The organism is Leptospira broomii serovar Hurstbridge str. 5399 (assembly GCF_000243715.2).
Classification (GTDB): Bacteria; Spirochaetota; Leptospiria; order Leptospirales; family Leptospiraceae; genus Leptospira_B; species Leptospira_B broomii.
Genome location: NZ_AHMO02000008.1, coordinates 665642 through 681146, shown reverse-complemented (window position 1 = coordinate 681146; position 15505 = coordinate 665642). Strand labels below are relative to the sequence as shown.

The window sequence follows — 15505 nt, the reverse complement described above, 5'->3', positions numbered from 1 at the left end:
ATGAATAAAAGAAATAAAGTAAAGCATCTTAACCGCGAAAAAGGTCATAGAGATGCTTTGATCAATAATATGATCACGAGTCTTTTTAAATACGAAAGGATCGAATCTACCCAAGCAAAATTGAAGGTGGTTCGTTCTCACGCAGAAAAGATCATTACTCGTGCAAAGAAAAATTTAGGCGATGTTGCGCCCGAGATAAAACTTCATAACAAACGTGAAGTTTTAAAAAGAGTGAAAGATCGTAATATCGTAACTAAACTTTTCGAGGATATTGCCGTTCGTTTTGCGAACACGAACGGAGGATATACGCGGATTCTTAAACTCGTAAATCGCCCATCCGATAATTCAGAGGTCGGAATATTAGAGCTAACGAACCGTAAGGATCGCCCGACCCTTCTCAAGGAAATTCGGGAAAAACGCGAAGTTTTTTCCGACGAAAAGAAAGCTAAGGCCGCTAAAGAAGCTCCTCCTAAAAAGGAAAAAGCTCCTAAGAAAGTAGCAGCAGAGAAAAAGAAAACAACTGCTGCTCCCAAGAAAAAAGCCGCAGCAAAACCTAAGAAAAAGAAATAACACCATATACTAAGAGATGGGTGACCGACCCCGGACGTTGAAGGACGGCTCCGGGGTTTTTTATTTCGTTCGTAATTGGAGGGAAAATTTTTGATACTCGCTTTGCCGCTTATTCGTAGGGGCAGGGTGTGTCAGGATACTATCGGATAGTGTCGTTAAAGTTTCGCACAATTAGAATTTCAGGTAAGGCTTTCAACACGGTCAAACCGTTAGTTTTTAAATTCTTAATTCTTTTAACTTCCGCATGTCAACATACTTTTTCTCCCATTCAGTGGAGGCGGCATGTCTGAGCTGAGTCGAGCAGTAGCTAGCATGAGAGCGGACTTACCATCCGGAAAAACTCCAACAACTTTCGTCCTTCTCTTGATCTCTTTGATGATCCGTTCTAAAGGATTATTCGTTCGTATCTTTCTCCAATGTTCGGATGGGAAATCCGTAAAACCGGGGTTTCCTCGATTCCGCAGGAAACTATTTTGGAAGCTTCTTTCAATTTCATTTCGTTTAACCTTTCAACTACAAAGTTAGCTTTCTTCAAAGCCTCTTCCTTGTTTTCCTGAGAGTGAATAGCTTTTAGCATTTGGGAAATAACCTTAAAAGAACCTCTTGGTGCTTTCCCAAATACGTTTCGATAGAAATGAACTATGCATCTTTGCCACTTAGAGTCGGAAAAGAAGTAAGGGATCGATTCTAGTAAGCCTAGACACTTATCAGAGAGGATTAAATTCACTCCTTTGAGTCCTCTATCCTTCGGGTGCTTTAAGAAAGCCTGCCAACTTTCTTTGTCCTCTCTCGGCTCCTTCTATCGAGACTAAAACTTCCCGGTAGCCTTCAGAATTGACTCCTATGACTTCCAGGATTGCTATATTACGGATTTCACCACCCCAAAATTTCTTGAGATACAATCTATCCAGGTAAACGTAAGGATATTCATCGGTAAGTTGACGGTTTCTCCATTCGTCGATCTGAACAAAGACTTTCTGATTTAATTTGCTAGTCGTGGAAGGAGAAACTTTCGTCCCCCAAAGTGTTTCCGTAATATCTTCGACCCTTCGGACAGATACTCCGGCTAAATACATTTCCATGAAAGCTTCTTCTACAGAACTCTCTGGACGTTTGTATCTTTCGATGATCGCAGACTGGAACGGAATTGCTCTAAGTTTAGGAACTTTAGACGGTCCCCTAGAAATCCGGCTTCGCCGGATTGCAACTTTACTTTTCCGGCTTCCGTTTCGAAGTTTCTATTATAAGATCCGGCTCGGGTATCTACTCGATCTGGGTTTCTTTCATACTTCGAGACTTGGCAGAGTTTATCCGCCTTCTCATCTAAGAGAGCATTCAGCGTTTCTTCGATTGGACCTCTTACGGAGTTCACTCAGGTCCTTCTTGAGTTGGATCTCATCCACTTGGATTACTTTCAGGTGGCTTTTATCTTCTTCTGCCCTCATGGGGGGTTCTCCTCTTCTTGAAAATTGTTTGGCCACAATCTCAATCGGTTAGGAGAGCCTTTCTTTTTATCTCTAAATGTGCGAAAAATTTAGAACGTTATCCGATTCATACTGATTAATAAATTTTATAGTATGATGACAACTTGTCCCGTTAATTTTAACTCAAAATTATTGCAGCGGCATTGGTGCCTATGAAAGAGGTTGGTTGATGTTTCGAGAGTCCGTAGGGATTGCGTGAGTTTTGCTCCGAAAAACGAATGACAAAGTGAAATGTGCCACAAGCCGAGCACTAGCCGCAAAGCGAAGTTGCTAAGCCGGAATTAGTTGCAGTTGTAGTGTTTCTTGCATTTAACAGCTAAAGTATTCCTCACGGCTCACCTAACGCTTTAGTCAAGAGTTCCGTATCTAGATATTCGGTTAATTCTTTCAACCTGCCATCCTCGATTTTCACGACCCAGCAGTACGTATTATTGTAAGGTAAACCGCTCTTAGTGGTCACACGTCCCCTGCATTCAACTACCACATACTCGCCTTCCGCAATGAAGCGATGCGCACTATTCGTATATAGATCCGCAAATCGTGAAAAAAGAGGATCGAGAAGTTCGGTACGCACCGTCTTTCTTCCTCGATATGTTTTTGACCAGGCCGTCGAACCTATGATAGTCCAAGAAAAATCATTCGAAAGACTAAGCAACAAAGGTTTGCCATCACCTTTTTCTAATCCTGAAAAAATTCGCTTCATCAGTTCTTTATTTTCTTCAGCGCTCATATCGAAATCTCCTATTTAGATAAAAATGCATCGATCAACATTATAAGATATTGTATTCGGAATAACCTGATTGAGATTGAAACGATAATGTCCTTGAAGTTTCGCACAATTAGAATTTCAGGTAAGGCTCTCAACACGGTCAAACCGTGAGTTTTTAAATTTTTAATTCTTTTAACTTCCGCATGTCAACATACTTTTTCTCCCATTCAGTGGAGGCGGCATGTCTGAGCTAAGTCGAGCAGTAGCTAGCATGAGAGCGGACTTACCATCCGGAAAAACTCCAACAACTTTCGTCCTTCTCTTGATCTCTTTGATGATCCGTTCTAAAGGATTGTTCGTACGAATCTTTCTCCAATGTTCGGATGGGAAATCCGTAAAACCGGGGTTTCCTCGATTCCGCAGAAAAACTACTTTCGAAGCTTCTTCTAATCTCGTTCCTTTAAAAAATCGGGCGAAATAACGCGCAAATTCAATGACCTTTTCCGTCCAAAAGTTCCTCTAGTTTTTCGACTAGAGCGTTATCCTCGCTGATCTCTTTTGCTCTTTGCAGGATATCCCTCGATTTTTCAAAGTCTCCTAGCAATCGGTAATTATCCGCTAGGTTGATTAAGTTTGCGAATCTATGAGGCTGCGAGATTCGAACCGCTTCGGCTGCCTCCGCTGCTTTCTTGAAGTCTTTTATATGTTTATAACATAAGGAAACGACGAACCAGATATTTTGAGAATTCGAATTTAACGATAAATATTTTTCGAACCATTTGATCGCATTTACATAATCCTTCCGATCATAGTATACTTGGCCTAGCAGGCGAGCGGGTTCTTTGAACGTAGGTGCGATTGTCCAAGCTTCTTTCAATAAAGACACCGCTTTTACGGTTTCACGTTGTTGTAAACTTCTTCGCGCCTCTGAGTATTTACTTATCGCTTGTGAATATTTCGGATGATCGGTGGAAATTTGTTCCTTGAAACCGATACGCATTAAGGATAGATCGTCCGATATGACTCCGAAGGAGTGCAGTCTATCCGCTATACCGTCGATTTCTCCTTTAGCTTCTTCGACGATTCGCAGGAAAATAGTTTCGTCCTCATTCATCCGCCAATGGATTCCGTCCTCCGACAAGCTGATATCATCGCGGCCGTCCGAACCTATGTATATAACGTCCCCATCCATGAGCTTCGACTCTTGAATTTTAAATTTGCCGTCGATCGGAGAGCCTAATTTCCAGGTCGATGTTTCTCTTACTAAAAACGAGGCCCTTCCGTCTCTATAAAGAACCGGCCATGGGTGTTCGGCGTTGAAGAAAAGGATCCTTCCGGTTTTTTCGTTGATCAATCCGAGAATGACGGATGCCATCATCATTCCGTCGAAAGTTCGGAAGATATCATCCAATTCCCTATATGTCTGATGTATCCAATCTTCTGGCTTCATTTCTAAGACTCTGCCGTGACTTGCGGATCTTGCCATGATATTGTTAACTGCAGTTCCAAGAACGATAGCACCTCCGGCACCTTGCAGGGATTTGCCCATCGCATCTCCGTTTAGAAATACGATCCATTTCTCCTTATTCGATCCGAAGAGAAGATTTCCGCTGATACATATATCGCCTCCAAGTTCCGATTCCCGATTTTTAAATATGAATTTCTTTTTCTGTTCGATATAGAACGTGGTGCTGACTTCTATCGAAGTGTTCCAGTTTGTGGTAAGAGGTTTACTTAACAACGATGTTAAGTAATAATCGCCGTCTTGCTGTATTTTCAAGGCTTGGATCTCGTCCATTTTGCCCGTTACCTCTCTAGTACGTTCCTTTACTTTCTCTTCTAGAGTATTTGCGTATTCCTCTTCTACTGCTCCGATTAACCTAAAAATTACGATTACACTTTTGGTTATGTACGCGACTACGACCAAAAAAACCAACTTTAACGCTTGTTCGGAAATGGACGCGTATCCGGGCGATAAAACTTTTATTTCGTCTTCGGTAAATTCCACTCCCATTAAGCCGCTGTTTAAGATTACGATTCCCTGGCAAAAAGCGCAAAGGAACCCAGTCCAAAGAACGAAATTCGGCGATAGTAAAAGTCCTGAATATACGATAAAGATCATATTAATGGCATATAAAACTAGTTGTCGAATCACTCCCGAGGACATGTCTCGATCCGTCCAAGATGCGACGAACATCGTAATGCCTAGAGTGATGACATCGGCAAGAATAGAAGCCATGCCAAGTCGGACAGGAATCGTTCCATTTCTACGTAGATAAAAAAGATTAGCGATTGCAAAGCCTGCTAAAGTACAGGTTCCGAGTAAGTAAGCGGCGTTCTGCAGTAAGGAGCTTTGGGCCCAGGACGCTGCCAGGGAACCTAAAAATAAAACAACAAGACCGAAGCGGATTCGATTGATCGTAACAGGTCCCGAAGAAGCTATTCGATCCGTTAATAGCTCCTTTTTATCTTCCATGATTCTTAAAGCTCCGATTGAGAAAATGGGGGTATTCGAGATTAATTAACGTGATTTAGGATGCAAATGTCTACAAATTCTCTTCCGGATCGAGCTTAGAACAAAAATCGGAATCGACCGGAACGGATCTAAAATTGCAAAAATATAAGTGAAATGTGAGAAGATTATAAATCGACTTCTATCGCTCTTCTTCAAGCAAACAAGATCCTATTCCTCGCATCGCGATGATTTGCAGGATTACTCGGACGGATATCCGCTGTAAGTCATTTTGCCGGTCATATAGACAGGGCTTTGGTTATTTGCCTGAATTTTAGTTTTTAAACTGTTCTGAAGATTGAGCAGTACGCTGTCGCTGAAAGAAACATTGGCTGCATCGACTGCGATTGCAAAGTGAATCGAAGTGTCCGAATCTTCCCCGTCCGCTAAGTCATCCCAGAGAATTAAAAGATTTCCGGAGCCGTTTTGTCTATTTCGATCCTGAACCAGGATCGCTTCGGCGTTCTCATTTTGAATACTAGTCGGCACGCCTTTATTGTAGACTCGTTTGTCCGTTATTAGAATAACATCTTGCGTTGAAAAATGAGGAGGTAGAAAAATTTCAGTCGGCGCTTCGGATTTTCTTCCTTTCCAGATTACTATTATAAATCTCTTATCCGAAAAATAAGTCGGTCCGGACGATTCGGCTCGGATTCCTCCCCACTCGAATACGTTCTTCCACGAATCGAATCCGACGGTATTATAATAAAAACTTAAAATTTGTCCTTGGGATCTTCTCGGATAAGCCCGCTGAATCGTGTAATTGTCCACATTGAAAGTCGTTCCGTAATTTCCCACGACTGAAAAATCTTCGTTATTCCAAGCGTCCTTGGAAGTGATCAATTTAGAAGTATTGCCATTCATATATTCGTGGTGATTATTATAATAATAATCCCAATGCCATTCCGTCCCCGAAACAACGGGATTATAGAAGTCCGCATATCGAGTTTTTGCGGTTTGTTGACCGTCGGAAATTTCCATGGCCTGGTAAACCGCGCTAATCATTCTAGGCGTATCTTTGGCTCCGACCCCTTTAAGCCACATTCCGAATTCGCTAAGAAAAACCGGTGTTTGTTCGAATCTAGATTCTTTTCGAATATCATCCAGGTATTTAAAATATGTGGCATTATCAATTCCGGTAAGATCGGTTCCCATTCGCGCAGCGTCATAAAAGTGAGAATTGAAAACAAATCCCGGCCCTGGAAGCGTTGTCAAATGTCCGCCACCTGTTGCAGGTGCGATGGCTCCTATATTCGTATTCCAAAAAACTAATGGTTCTGCGTAGACCAGTTTAGAATCCCATCCATTTTGATTTAAATTTTGTCGAACTTTGTTATAAAAGGGCCAAAGTTTTTGATTGTCCCATTGTGCAGGCGTTAACCCTTGCATTCCTCCGTCCACAGGTTCATTAAAAGGGTCTATTCCAAGAATATAAGCGAACTCCCCGGGCGTGAGTTGGGATTTTAAATATGCGGCGGTCTGTCCGAGCTGCCAAAGAAATTCTTCCTGCATTGTTCGAGTCCCAAGCGAAGTGTTTAAAGTCGAATCGTTCCAGAAATTTCTGAACGCTCTACGAATGGCTTCGTTGGTCAGATTGTTTTGACTCCAGCTGGCGCAAATAATTCCGCAATACTCTGACGGATAGGATCCGCCGGAGATAATCCAAGCCGGGGCTCCGTTTCCGGTATACCAGGAGTTTTTATTAAATAGGTTCCTTGAAAATAAATCCTGATGGAAATCCAGAAGAATATAAAGTTTCTTTTGGGTGGCCTTCCGAATTTGCGCGATAATTGAATCCAGATAAGCATAATCTATCGTATCCACCGCAGGGTGAGTCCCTTCCCATGCGATATTAAATCGAATCATATTTGCCCCTGTCGTCTGGCCTAATCTTCCTAGCGCGATATCTGCATCGGTTTCGTTTTGGAAGGGTTTAAAGCCATGTTGGGCCAGCTTAGCGTTTCCGGAGATATTAAAGCCGCGGAAGTAAACTTCTCGACCGAGACCGTCTATGAATATTTTGTCTGTCTGACCGGCGTACGATTTTTCCCCTATAATAACGTTTATTTCATCGCTCGTATCCACATAATCTAAATTATGAAGATTGGAGCTAAGACTCAACGATCGGTTTAATTGATTTGATATCAAACCGTCAAATTGCTTGCCGGAAAGATAAGATAGGAGCGGGAGCGATGAATTTGCGGTAGGACTGCAATTGCCACTGACATAGGTAATAAACGAAAGGAAAAGGGTAAGAATCAATCGGGACTTCATGGAGGCGAACTCTATTGGTTCGAAATCGAGTCGCCAAGTACAAATTGTAAATCGGAGCGAACAGAGTAATAAAAATAGAATCTTTTTTTATTACTCTATATAAATATTATACTTAATTTAAGTTATATAGAGTGAATTTATAATTGGAATGTATGCGATAAACTCCCCTAAATTCCAATTCAATTAACGATTTTTTTCGGCTTGTTTGGAATACTTTCTTTGATAAACGAATCGGATCGCTTCGGCCTCCAGCCTAGGTACCGGCTTTCCGCCTCCTAGTATTCTGGAGTCTACATATGCCTTACAGGTTTTTTCTAAAACTTGGCATACCGCATGTACGTCATCTATTGTTCCGTGTGCGCAAAAGGCTCCGTTCCCTTTAAGGAGAACTGCATTTCGTCTTTTAATGGCGGCGACTAATTCCTTAAATGTTTTCTTTTCGGAATTGAGCGAGACGATTTTCGCGTTAGGTCCGACAATCTGGGCCATATCATCTAAAAAAGGGCGAACCGTTTCTCCAGCCATGGAGCAAGTAAGAATATTCTCTTGTGTCGAATGAATGATCACTCTAAACTCGGGTCTTGCTAAATAGAGAGCGACGTGAGCTGCGGCTTCTTCCGGCACGTCTCTAGGAAAAACCTGTGCATCGACTAAGGGGATTTCGAAGAATCCGTTTTTACTTTTTTTACCTAAAGCGAGCAAATCCGCCTTCTTGGGCGTAATCCAAACGCTTTGCCCGATTTTAATGCTGGCACATCCTCCCTTTGATAAGATACCTTCCTTAATGAATTGAGGTAGAACAGTCTGCAATTCTAACGGACTCTCCGGAAATTTCATGTCTTTGCCTCAACTCCGAAATTTTGCACGTACCATTCGCGTATCGCTTCACGACTTGCACTTCTTTTTCCGGAGATCTTTAAAAATTCCTGCTCGATGAACTTTTTGCAGACCCGCTCCAAAACTAGAGCCACATTAAACGCATCTTCCATATCCTTTCCGATACAAAGCGTTCCATGATTTGCAAGAAGCACGGCCTTACTGCCGGAACGATCTAATGCTTCGATTGCCATTCTGATCAGTTTTTTGGTTCCCGGTAAGGAATAAGATGTGCAGTAAACCGGTCCTCCGATAATTTTCTTCATCTCAGTATCCAGAATAGGGACTTCGCGATGGGCGGCTGCAACGACTGAGGCTTGCAATTGATGCGTATGAATGACTGCGCCGATATCGGATCGAAGTTCGTAAGCCGCTGCGTGAAGCCCTTTCTCGTAGGATGGTTTGATTCGACCTACGTGGGTCAGGTCGTGTCTGTTTACCCGAACGATTTCGTCCGGTCTTAAATCTTCGTAAGTTCTCCCTGTCGGAGTGATGACAAAATGGTCTTCGTCGATTCGCTGGCTGATATTTCCCCAGCTTCTTGCGATCAGACCGGCTTTCAGTAATCGTATTCCCGTATCACGAACGAGTTTTTTTGCCTTATCGATGTTCATACTACTCTCCGAATCGTGTTAAACGAAGCTAATCCATTATTTCTTTGCCGGAACTCCCTCTACTTTCTGAAACACTTTTTCAAAACGTTTTAGAGCCTCGTCGACTACCGCGTCAGTGTCCGAAGCACTTGTATAGAGACGACTTCCCGCTAATGTTACGAGTCCTTCCGCCATATACGCGGCGCCCATTTCTTCCATCGCTTTCTTTCTTTCGTGCGCTTCGTGAATCGTTTTCTTGATTTTCCAGAACTTCTTTATATCGATTTCGAGCAACATGGTTCCGACCGTTTCCAGATGACAGATAGATCCTTGATTAAACGCAACGAAAGGTAGATCGTATTTCTTTATCAGTTTTTGTAAACCGACAGTAATTCGGTCTCCTGCTCTTCCGGATTTTTCGCAGGCTTTTTGTTTTTCAATTTCACAAAGAGTGAAATAGCCGGCCGCCGAGCTTAAAGGGTTGGCCGCCATCGTACCGCCTATCAATGCTTTCTTCGTTCCGCTTTGGAGTCCGGCAGATAGATATTTCATGAATTCCCTTTTTCCACCGAGACCGCCCGCGGAAGGATAACCGCCCGCTACTACTTTTCCGAAAACGGTAAGATCAGGACTAACTCCGAAATATCCTTGGGCGCCGCTCATTCCGATTCGAAAAGCAGTTACGACTTCATCAAAAATTAATAAAGCGCCATACTTATCACAGAGCTCGCGAACTCCTTTATTAAAATCGAAATCTAACGGTCGCGTACCGCTCTCCGGGCCGACGGGCTCGATTAAAACGGCGGCAGTCCCGCCTCTCCAACGATTCCTTTTTAGAACTTTTTCCAGCGAGTTTAGATCGTTCGGGTAAAACTCTTGAGTATATTTAAAGATATGCTTGGGAATTCCATGCGCTTCGAAATGACGCGTGCCTGGAATACGAATACCGTAGGCAAGTTGGTCGCTCCAGCCGTGGTACGCTCCGCCCATCTTAACTATATTTTTCTTTCCTGTGGCGAGTCGTGCGACTCGAATAGATGCCATACAAGCTTCCGTACCTGAACCGAGCATCCGAAACATTTGTACGGAAGGCATATGCTCGACGATCTTTTCGGCTAGTCGAAGCTCATACTCGTGAAAGAGACCCGTTACGGGACCGGTACTATTCAATAACTGGACGACCTTTTCCCGAACCGATTTTGGGTTGCTGCCTAAAACCGTAGGACCTCCACCTTGCAGAAAGTCGATGTATTTGTTTCCGTCGAGATCGTGGAGGTATGCTCCTTCCGCTTTGGTAAATACGAGAGGAAAGGGGTAATTAAACGCTAAATTGTGCTGAACTCCTCCAGGAATGTATTGGGAAGCCTCTTGAATCATCGCCTTTGAACGGGTACATTTCTTTTCATAATAGTTGTTTAAATAGGTTTGCAGCTCGTCTTTTTTCACCGAACGAATCGGTTGCGAAATGAGTGCCTTGAGTTGGCGATATATTTCCTGAGTATCAGGGTATTTGGATATCGAAAAGCCGGTAGCCATGTCCCTCTCCATCTTTCTTCGAATTCTACTTGACAGTGAGTGACTGCTCACTCACTGTCAAGTAGAAAATACCAAGCAAATCAAAAAGCTTTAAAAAACCGTATAGACAATGGAAAGTTCCGCTTTTGCGGCCGGGAGACTAGGCTACATTGACTTCATCGATGCCAACGAAATATTATAGCGAGACATTTGAACGGATACCGGAAGAGAAACGGAACCGGATTCTTTCGGTCGCAATTGCCGAATTTGCGAATCGCGGTTTTACGAGCGCAAACACCAATACGATCGCTCGGAAAGCGGGAATCAGCGTAGGCTCTCTATTTAAGTACTTCGAAACAAAGGAAGATTTCTTTTTAACAGCGGTAGGCCACGGAATCAATCAACTTGAGCGAACTCTGGAAAAAGTCATGGAAGAGAAAAACGACCTTTTCGGGAAGATCGAAAATATTCTTCGCATTATTCAACGACATTCCAGGGAAAACCAGGATATCATTAGGCTTTATAATGAGATGACTTCCGAAGGGAATTCGGATTTAATTCGCCGTCTTTCATCCGAGTTGGAAAGTGTTTCGGCCAGAATTTATACTTCATTACTATCCAAGGCAAAGAAAGACGGAATCATCGCCAAAGATATTGAAGAGGATATTTTTGCGTTCTGTTTGGATAATCTTTTTATGACGCTGCAATTTTCGTACGCGTCGGAATATTATAGGGAAAGAATGAAAATTTATCTCGGATCGAATATTTTCGATCAAGATGAGAAAGTCATAGAAGGTCTGATGAAATTCATTCGTAGAGCATTAGCGATAAGTTAAGCTTGGCTTGTTAGAAGAGTGAAACGGATTCTTATCTTTAGGCCTTATTATTAAACGCCTGCGCTTGAATTTCATTTGTGTAATACGGAACTTTTTTCCTTTGTCGACCAGTCCATCATCGGAGATTCTTTCAAAAAGAAGGTCAAAATTATATTAAATAGCGATAAAGCAACGAATACCTTCATAAATTCTATGCTGCCGATAACGTTTAAACCTACGATAAAGCCTATTCCAGAAATTTGACCTATTAATAATAATAAGCCTTGCGAAGAGGATTCAGGGGCCGGGGACGTAATTTCGGCGCAATATTGAAAACCGATAGGGGCCCCTGCGCCTAGCAAGAAAAACCCGATTAAGAAAGACCCTATTAGCAAAACAGAATACTCCGTTCCGAATGTGAGGAGTAGAATTCCGGGCAAGAATCCGATCATCGACACGACAAGAAACGGCTGGCGTTTTCCGATCGCATCTGAGATGGGCGGAAATATGACTCCTCCGATAATCCCCGAGATAAGCATAACTCCGCCGACGAGTCCCGTTTGTTCCACATTTAAACCTTTGCTTTCGCAGATTTGATCTATGCAGGTACTCAATGCATTAAAGATTCCCAAGCCGATAAGGAAGAGTAACAGCGCTTTTCGCATATCTTTTTGCCGAAGGATATGTTTGAGCCCTGCAAATACTTTAATTCTAGTGTCTTCTCCGTGAATACTCGGCGATGTCGGAGGTCTTTCTTTTATAAAAACAAGAAATAGAACTGCTCCTATAAAAGAAGCGATTCCGTAAATTAAAACTGCCTCCGGAATTCTAGATAGTTCCGGATGGTCGCCTCCTATCAGCAAAGGAGTGCCGATCATTACGATTATAATTCCTACGAATTGAGCTAATGTACCTAATGCAACAGCGGTGGCTCGTTCATTTATCGGGAACCAGAGCACACTTACTTTTGTAACCGCGTTAATGATGAAAGGTTGAGCGATTGCTAAACCGATCTGACATACGATGACTACTCTGAAATCTTCCGCATACAATCCTTTTAACAACCCGAGGGATCCGGCGATTGCGGCGCCAATTCCAATGCCGATTCTTATACCATACGTATCGATGATATAGGATGCAGGTATCGCCATTACGACGAACACTGCCAAGAAGATCATAGAGAGTAAATCGACTTCGAATGACGTGACCCCGTAGAATTGTTTCGCATCCCTAGCAATCGACGCGAAGGTAAGCCATTGAATTTGGATGATTGCAGTAATCAAAGAATACAGTGCAAGAACAATCCATCTGTATCCATAAACCTTTACTTGGTTATCAGCCATTCTGTTTCCCCGTGCCGAAAGCGTTCGCGCGTTTTATTTATTTCGAACCGGAGTTCAATCGAATGAATGGAATTCCGGACAAATGGTTTGTCGATTCTTGACAGTATTTAGCTATCTTCTTTTCTCTTCCAAGCAATTTACATTTTTGATAAGGAATCGAACATCATTTGGCATGGGCTTCCGCCGATTCTGATATATGGTTCACCGAACCATTTCAGTAAAATGTAAGAGATATATAAGTGAAGTATAATCTACTCTGCGAGGGTAGCAAATGAATAACGGAAAAAACCATGCAAGAAAATACTCATATCTTAAAACATTCCGTTATCGTTGACAGGAGTTGCGGAAATATCCTCGTGAACATCCCAATGTTCCGTGATCTTTCCATCTTGGATGCGAAATATATCTATGATTGCGATGCCTTTCGTCCCCGGTATACGAACGGCATGTACGTGTAAGATTACGTAATCTCCGTCGGTGAAAACTTTCTTAATTTCACTACGGGAATTCGGAAATTTTTCCTTTAAGAAAGTAAGAAATTTCCTGAGTCCGTCTTTTCCATCGGCGGCCGCTTGGTTATGTTGGATGTATCGAGTTCCTAAAAAATTCGCAGCTCGATCGTAGTCCTTTCGATTAATCGCCGCCTCGTAAAATTCTAAAACAATTCGTTTATTAAAGGCTTCCTTCTTGTTATCTTTTGCGCTAACGGTCTGAATGTTGATAATAATAAGAGCGATGATGGATAAAGGTTTGAGTAACATGAGTTTCATTAAATTCTCCGGACAACAATGAATACGAATTGGACTTCTTTAAGCTGATGCACCGAAAGTTTTCCTAGAAAAATGATTGCCTTTCCTTCGCATTCATTTCTAATGTGAGTGAGTGCTCACTTACTCACATTAGCTACTTTTAAAGGGGACCAGAAAACGATGAGGGAAGATTCCTTAGTTCATATCTTGACTTACGATATTGGTACGACAGGTACGAAAACTTGCCTCTTTGAAATTTCCAATAAGCTCAAACTCCTACACTCGACTTCGGCAGAATATGAATTATCCATCCTGGAGAACGGGGGAGTGGAGCAGGATGCAAACGAATGGTGGAAAGCAATGTGTGATACGACTCGCCGTTTGTTTGTTGAAACTGGGTTTGATTCCGAAAAAATATCGGGGATCTCTTTCTGTTCTCAGATGCAAGGATTGGTCTTAGTCGATTCTCAGCTAAAACCGCTTCGCCCAGCTATGAGTTATATGGATCAGCGTGCTAAGGAGGAGATGCATCTTGGGATCGAAACCGGAATTAAGATCGAGGGGTTGAATGCGTTTAAACTTCTTCGTTCATTGCAGATTACCGGAGCCGTCGCCGGTAGCGTAAAAGATCCTCTTTGGAAATACAAATGGGTTCAGGCAAAAGAACCCGAGATTTTTCGGAAAGTCCATAAATGGTTGGATGTCAAAGAGTATTTGATCGCTCGAAGTACGGGTAAGGCGGTTATGACGGCAGACTCCGCCTTTGCTACGTTTTTATTTGATTCGCGTCCGGGTAAAGGACGCTGGCACAAAGGTCTTTGCAATATGTTTGGCGTTAAGTTCGAACATTTACCCGAAATCGTTTCTTCCACGGATAAAGTGGGTGAGCTGATTCCGTTAGCGGCATCCGAGCTAGGTTTAAAGAAAGGAATTCCGGTTTTCGGAGGTGGAGGAGATGCATCGCTGATCGGTATCGGTGCAGGCGCGGTAGAGGAGGGGGACACGCATATTTATTCTGGGACCTCCGGCTGGGTTTCTACCGTAACCCGAAAGAGAAAAGTGGATATTAATTCTAGAATCGCGTCAATTGTAGGCGCTCGACCCGAACATTATAATTATTTTGGAGAGCAGGAAACCTCCGGCAAATGTCTGCAATGGGTAAAAGATCATCTCGCTTTGGATGAAATCGACGTTTATTTGGAAAAAAGGAATGTGACGGAAGGCGCCGATGCGGTTCATGAAAGCCTGTTCGAATTTCTATTAGAATCTATCAAAGACACTCCTGCGGGAAGCGATGGGGTGATTTTTACCCCATGGCTGCATGGTAATCGGTGTCCTTTCGAGGATCCGTTAGCGAAAGGGATATTTTTTAATATCGGGTTAAACACAGGAAAAAGAAAACTCATTCGGGCAGTAATCGAAGGAATCGCATTCCATAAACGATGGATTTTGGAGTTGTCCGAAAAGAATATTCCTTCTTCTAAGACGATTCGATTTGTAGGAGGTGTTGCTCGTTCAGCGATCGTATGTCAAATTCTGGCCGATATCACGGGTAGAATTATTGAAACGACCGAGCATCCTCAAAATGCAGGGGCAACAGGGGCCGCCGCAATTACGGCACTCGGATTGGGTAAAATTGCGTCCTTTAAAGATATCCGCAATCTAATTCCAGTACAGGACCGTTGGCTGCCTAATTCGGCCAACAAGGCTGTTTATCAAAAGAATTTTGAAGTCTTTCGAGAGTTATATAAATCGAATCAACGGCATTTTGCGCGTTTGAACGGGTAGTCCCCGCCCTTCCTGGGTGGGGGCCGGTGCGGTGGTACCCGAGAGGGCTTATCATAAGGCCGCGATTTTGGGAAGACTTTTTTTGCTGTTGTTCGTGTAGGAGTTCCAACTGTGAATCGCAATTCAATCTGCCGGATTTTGCTGGTAATAAGAGTGAGGGGCATCCGTCTAAATTCGATTTTTAGTGATCTTAAGCTTTTCCGCTCTTCGCCTACGCTTAGATTGACGACTTTCTTGCTTTATGAGAATCTTCACGGCAAATTCTTTCGAAACTAGG

Annotated in this window: 11 protein-coding genes and 2 pseudogenes; 3 read left to right on the top strand and 10 right to left on the bottom strand. The window is 42.8% G+C overall.

The window, feature by feature from the left end; genetic code table 11:
- Positions 1–570: a 50S ribosomal protein L17 gene (rplQ, locus tag LEP1GSC050_RS08565; RefSeq protein WP_010570825.1), complete on the top strand. Its 570-nt coding sequence runs from the start codon at positions 1–3 to the stop codon at positions 568–570.
- Between the two features lie 216 nt (positions 571–786).
- On the opposite strand, the pseudogene LEP1GSC050_RS20575 reads toward rplQ, so the two are convergent.
- The 8 genes and pseudogenes from LEP1GSC050_RS20575 to LEP1GSC050_RS08515 all read right to left on the bottom strand — a co-directional run bounded on the left by LEP1GSC050_RS20575 (position 787) and on the right by LEP1GSC050_RS08515 (position 10554).
- Positions 787–2015, bottom strand: a pseudogene (locus LEP1GSC050_RS20575) (IS256 family transposase).
- Positions 2016–2382: 367 nt separating this feature from the next.
- Positions 2383–2784, bottom strand: coding sequence for a nuclear transport factor 2 family protein (locus LEP1GSC050_RS08545; protein ID WP_010570821.1), 402 nt, complete (start codon positions 2782–2784; stop codon positions 2383–2385).
- 154 nt (positions 2785–2938) lie between these two features.
- Positions 2939–3162: pseudogene (locus tag LEP1GSC050_RS21350) on the bottom strand (transposase); the annotation flags it as partial.
- A gap of 91 nt (positions 3163–3253) precedes the next feature.
- Positions 3254–5239, bottom strand: coding sequence for a SpoIIE family protein phosphatase (locus LEP1GSC050_RS08535; protein WP_010570819.1), 1986 nt, complete (start codon positions 5237–5239; stop codon positions 3254–3256).
- A 237-nt stretch (positions 5240–5476) separates the two neighbouring features.
- Complete coding sequence (locus tag LEP1GSC050_RS08530; protein WP_010570818.1) at positions 5477–7549, bottom strand: cellulase family glycosylhydrolase; 2073 nt, start codon at positions 7547–7549, stop codon at positions 5477–5479.
- Between the two features lie 183 nt (positions 7550–7732).
- The gene (locus LEP1GSC050_RS08525) at positions 7733–8386 is read right to left on the bottom strand and encodes a class II aldolase/adducin family protein (RefSeq protein ID WP_020987436.1); all 654 of its coding nucleotides are present in this window, start codon (positions 8384–8386) and stop codon (positions 7733–7735) included.
- Positions 8383–9039, bottom strand: coding sequence for a class II aldolase/adducin family protein (locus LEP1GSC050_RS08520; RefSeq protein WP_010570815.1), 657 nt, complete (start codon positions 9037–9039; stop codon positions 8383–8385). The genes LEP1GSC050_RS08525 and LEP1GSC050_RS08520 overlap by 4 nt, the downstream gene beginning before the upstream one ends.
- A gap of 36 nt (positions 9040–9075) precedes the next feature.
- A complete protein-coding gene (locus tag LEP1GSC050_RS08515) occupies positions 9076–10554 on the bottom strand; it encodes an aspartate aminotransferase family protein (protein ID WP_010570814.1) in 1479 nt (492 codons plus the stop codon).
- 161 nt (positions 10555–10715) lie between these two features.
- Here LEP1GSC050_RS08515 and LEP1GSC050_RS08510 point away from each other — a divergent pair, with 161 nt between their 5' ends.
- Positions 10716–11369 carry a TetR/AcrR family transcriptional regulator gene (locus LEP1GSC050_RS08510; RefSeq protein WP_040911244.1) on the top strand — a complete coding sequence of 218 codons (654 nt, stop codon included), beginning with the start codon at positions 10716–10718 and terminating at the stop codon, positions 11367–11369.
- Between the two features lie 71 nt (positions 11370–11440).
- Here LEP1GSC050_RS08510 and LEP1GSC050_RS08505 read toward each other — a convergent pair whose 3' ends face one another.
- Positions 11441–12691, bottom strand: coding sequence for an MFS transporter (locus tag LEP1GSC050_RS08505; RefSeq protein ID WP_010570812.1), 1251 nt, complete (start codon positions 12689–12691; stop codon positions 11441–11443).
- 311 nt (positions 12692–13002) lie between these two features.
- Positions 13003–13461 carry a nuclear transport factor 2 family protein gene (locus tag LEP1GSC050_RS08500; RefSeq protein ID WP_010570811.1) on the bottom strand — a complete coding sequence of 153 codons (459 nt, stop codon included), beginning with the start codon at positions 13459–13461 and terminating at the stop codon, positions 13003–13005.
- A 159-nt stretch (positions 13462–13620) separates the two neighbouring features.
- Here LEP1GSC050_RS08500 and LEP1GSC050_RS08495 point away from each other — a divergent pair, with 159 nt between their 5' ends.
- Positions 13621–15228: a xylulokinase gene (locus tag LEP1GSC050_RS08495; RefSeq protein WP_010570810.1), complete on the top strand. Its 1608-nt coding sequence runs from the start codon at positions 13621–13623 to the stop codon at positions 15226–15228.
- The last annotated feature ends 277 nt before the right edge of the window (positions 15229–15505 follow it).

What these genes read in the sequence shown, in the direction of transcription:
- rplQ (WP_010570825.1), top strand. Translation starts at nt 1, where the DNA reads ATGAATAAAAGAAATAAAGTAAAGCATCTTAACCGCGAAAAAGGTCAT.
- LEP1GSC050_RS08545 (WP_010570821.1), bottom strand. Translation starts at nt 2,784, where the DNA reads ATGAGCGCTGAAGAAAATAAAGAACTGATGAAGCGAATTTTTTCAGGA.
- LEP1GSC050_RS08535 (WP_010570819.1), bottom strand. Translation starts at nt 5,239, where the DNA reads ATGGAAGATAAAAAGGAGCTATTAACGGATCGAATAGCTTCTTCGGGA.
- LEP1GSC050_RS08530 (WP_010570818.1), bottom strand. Translation starts at nt 7,549, where the DNA reads ATGAAGTCCCGATTGATTCTTACCCTTTTCCTTTCGTTTATTACCTAT.
- LEP1GSC050_RS08525 (WP_020987436.1), bottom strand. Translation starts at nt 8,386, where the DNA reads ATGAAATTTCCGGAGAGTCCGTTAGAATTGCAGACTGTTCTACCTCAA.
- LEP1GSC050_RS08520 (WP_010570815.1), bottom strand. Translation starts at nt 9,039, where the DNA reads ATGAACATCGATAAGGCAAAAAAACTCGTTCGTGATACGGGAATACGA.
- LEP1GSC050_RS08515 (WP_010570814.1), bottom strand. Translation starts at nt 10,554, where the DNA reads ATGGCTACCGGCTTTTCGATATCCAAATACCCTGATACTCAGGAAATA.
- LEP1GSC050_RS08510 (WP_040911244.1), top strand. Translation starts at nt 10,716, where the DNA reads ATGCCAACGAAATATTATAGCGAGACATTTGAACGGATACCGGAAGAG.
- LEP1GSC050_RS08505 (WP_010570812.1), bottom strand. Translation starts at nt 12,691, where the DNA reads ATGGCTGATAACCAAGTAAAGGTTTATGGATACAGATGGATTGTTCTT.
- LEP1GSC050_RS08500 (WP_010570811.1), bottom strand. Translation starts at nt 13,461, where the DNA reads ATGAAACTCATGTTACTCAAACCTTTATCCATCATCGCTCTTATTATT.
- LEP1GSC050_RS08495 (WP_010570810.1), top strand. Translation starts at nt 13,621, where the DNA reads ATGAGGGAAGATTCCTTAGTTCATATCTTGACTTACGATATTGGTACG.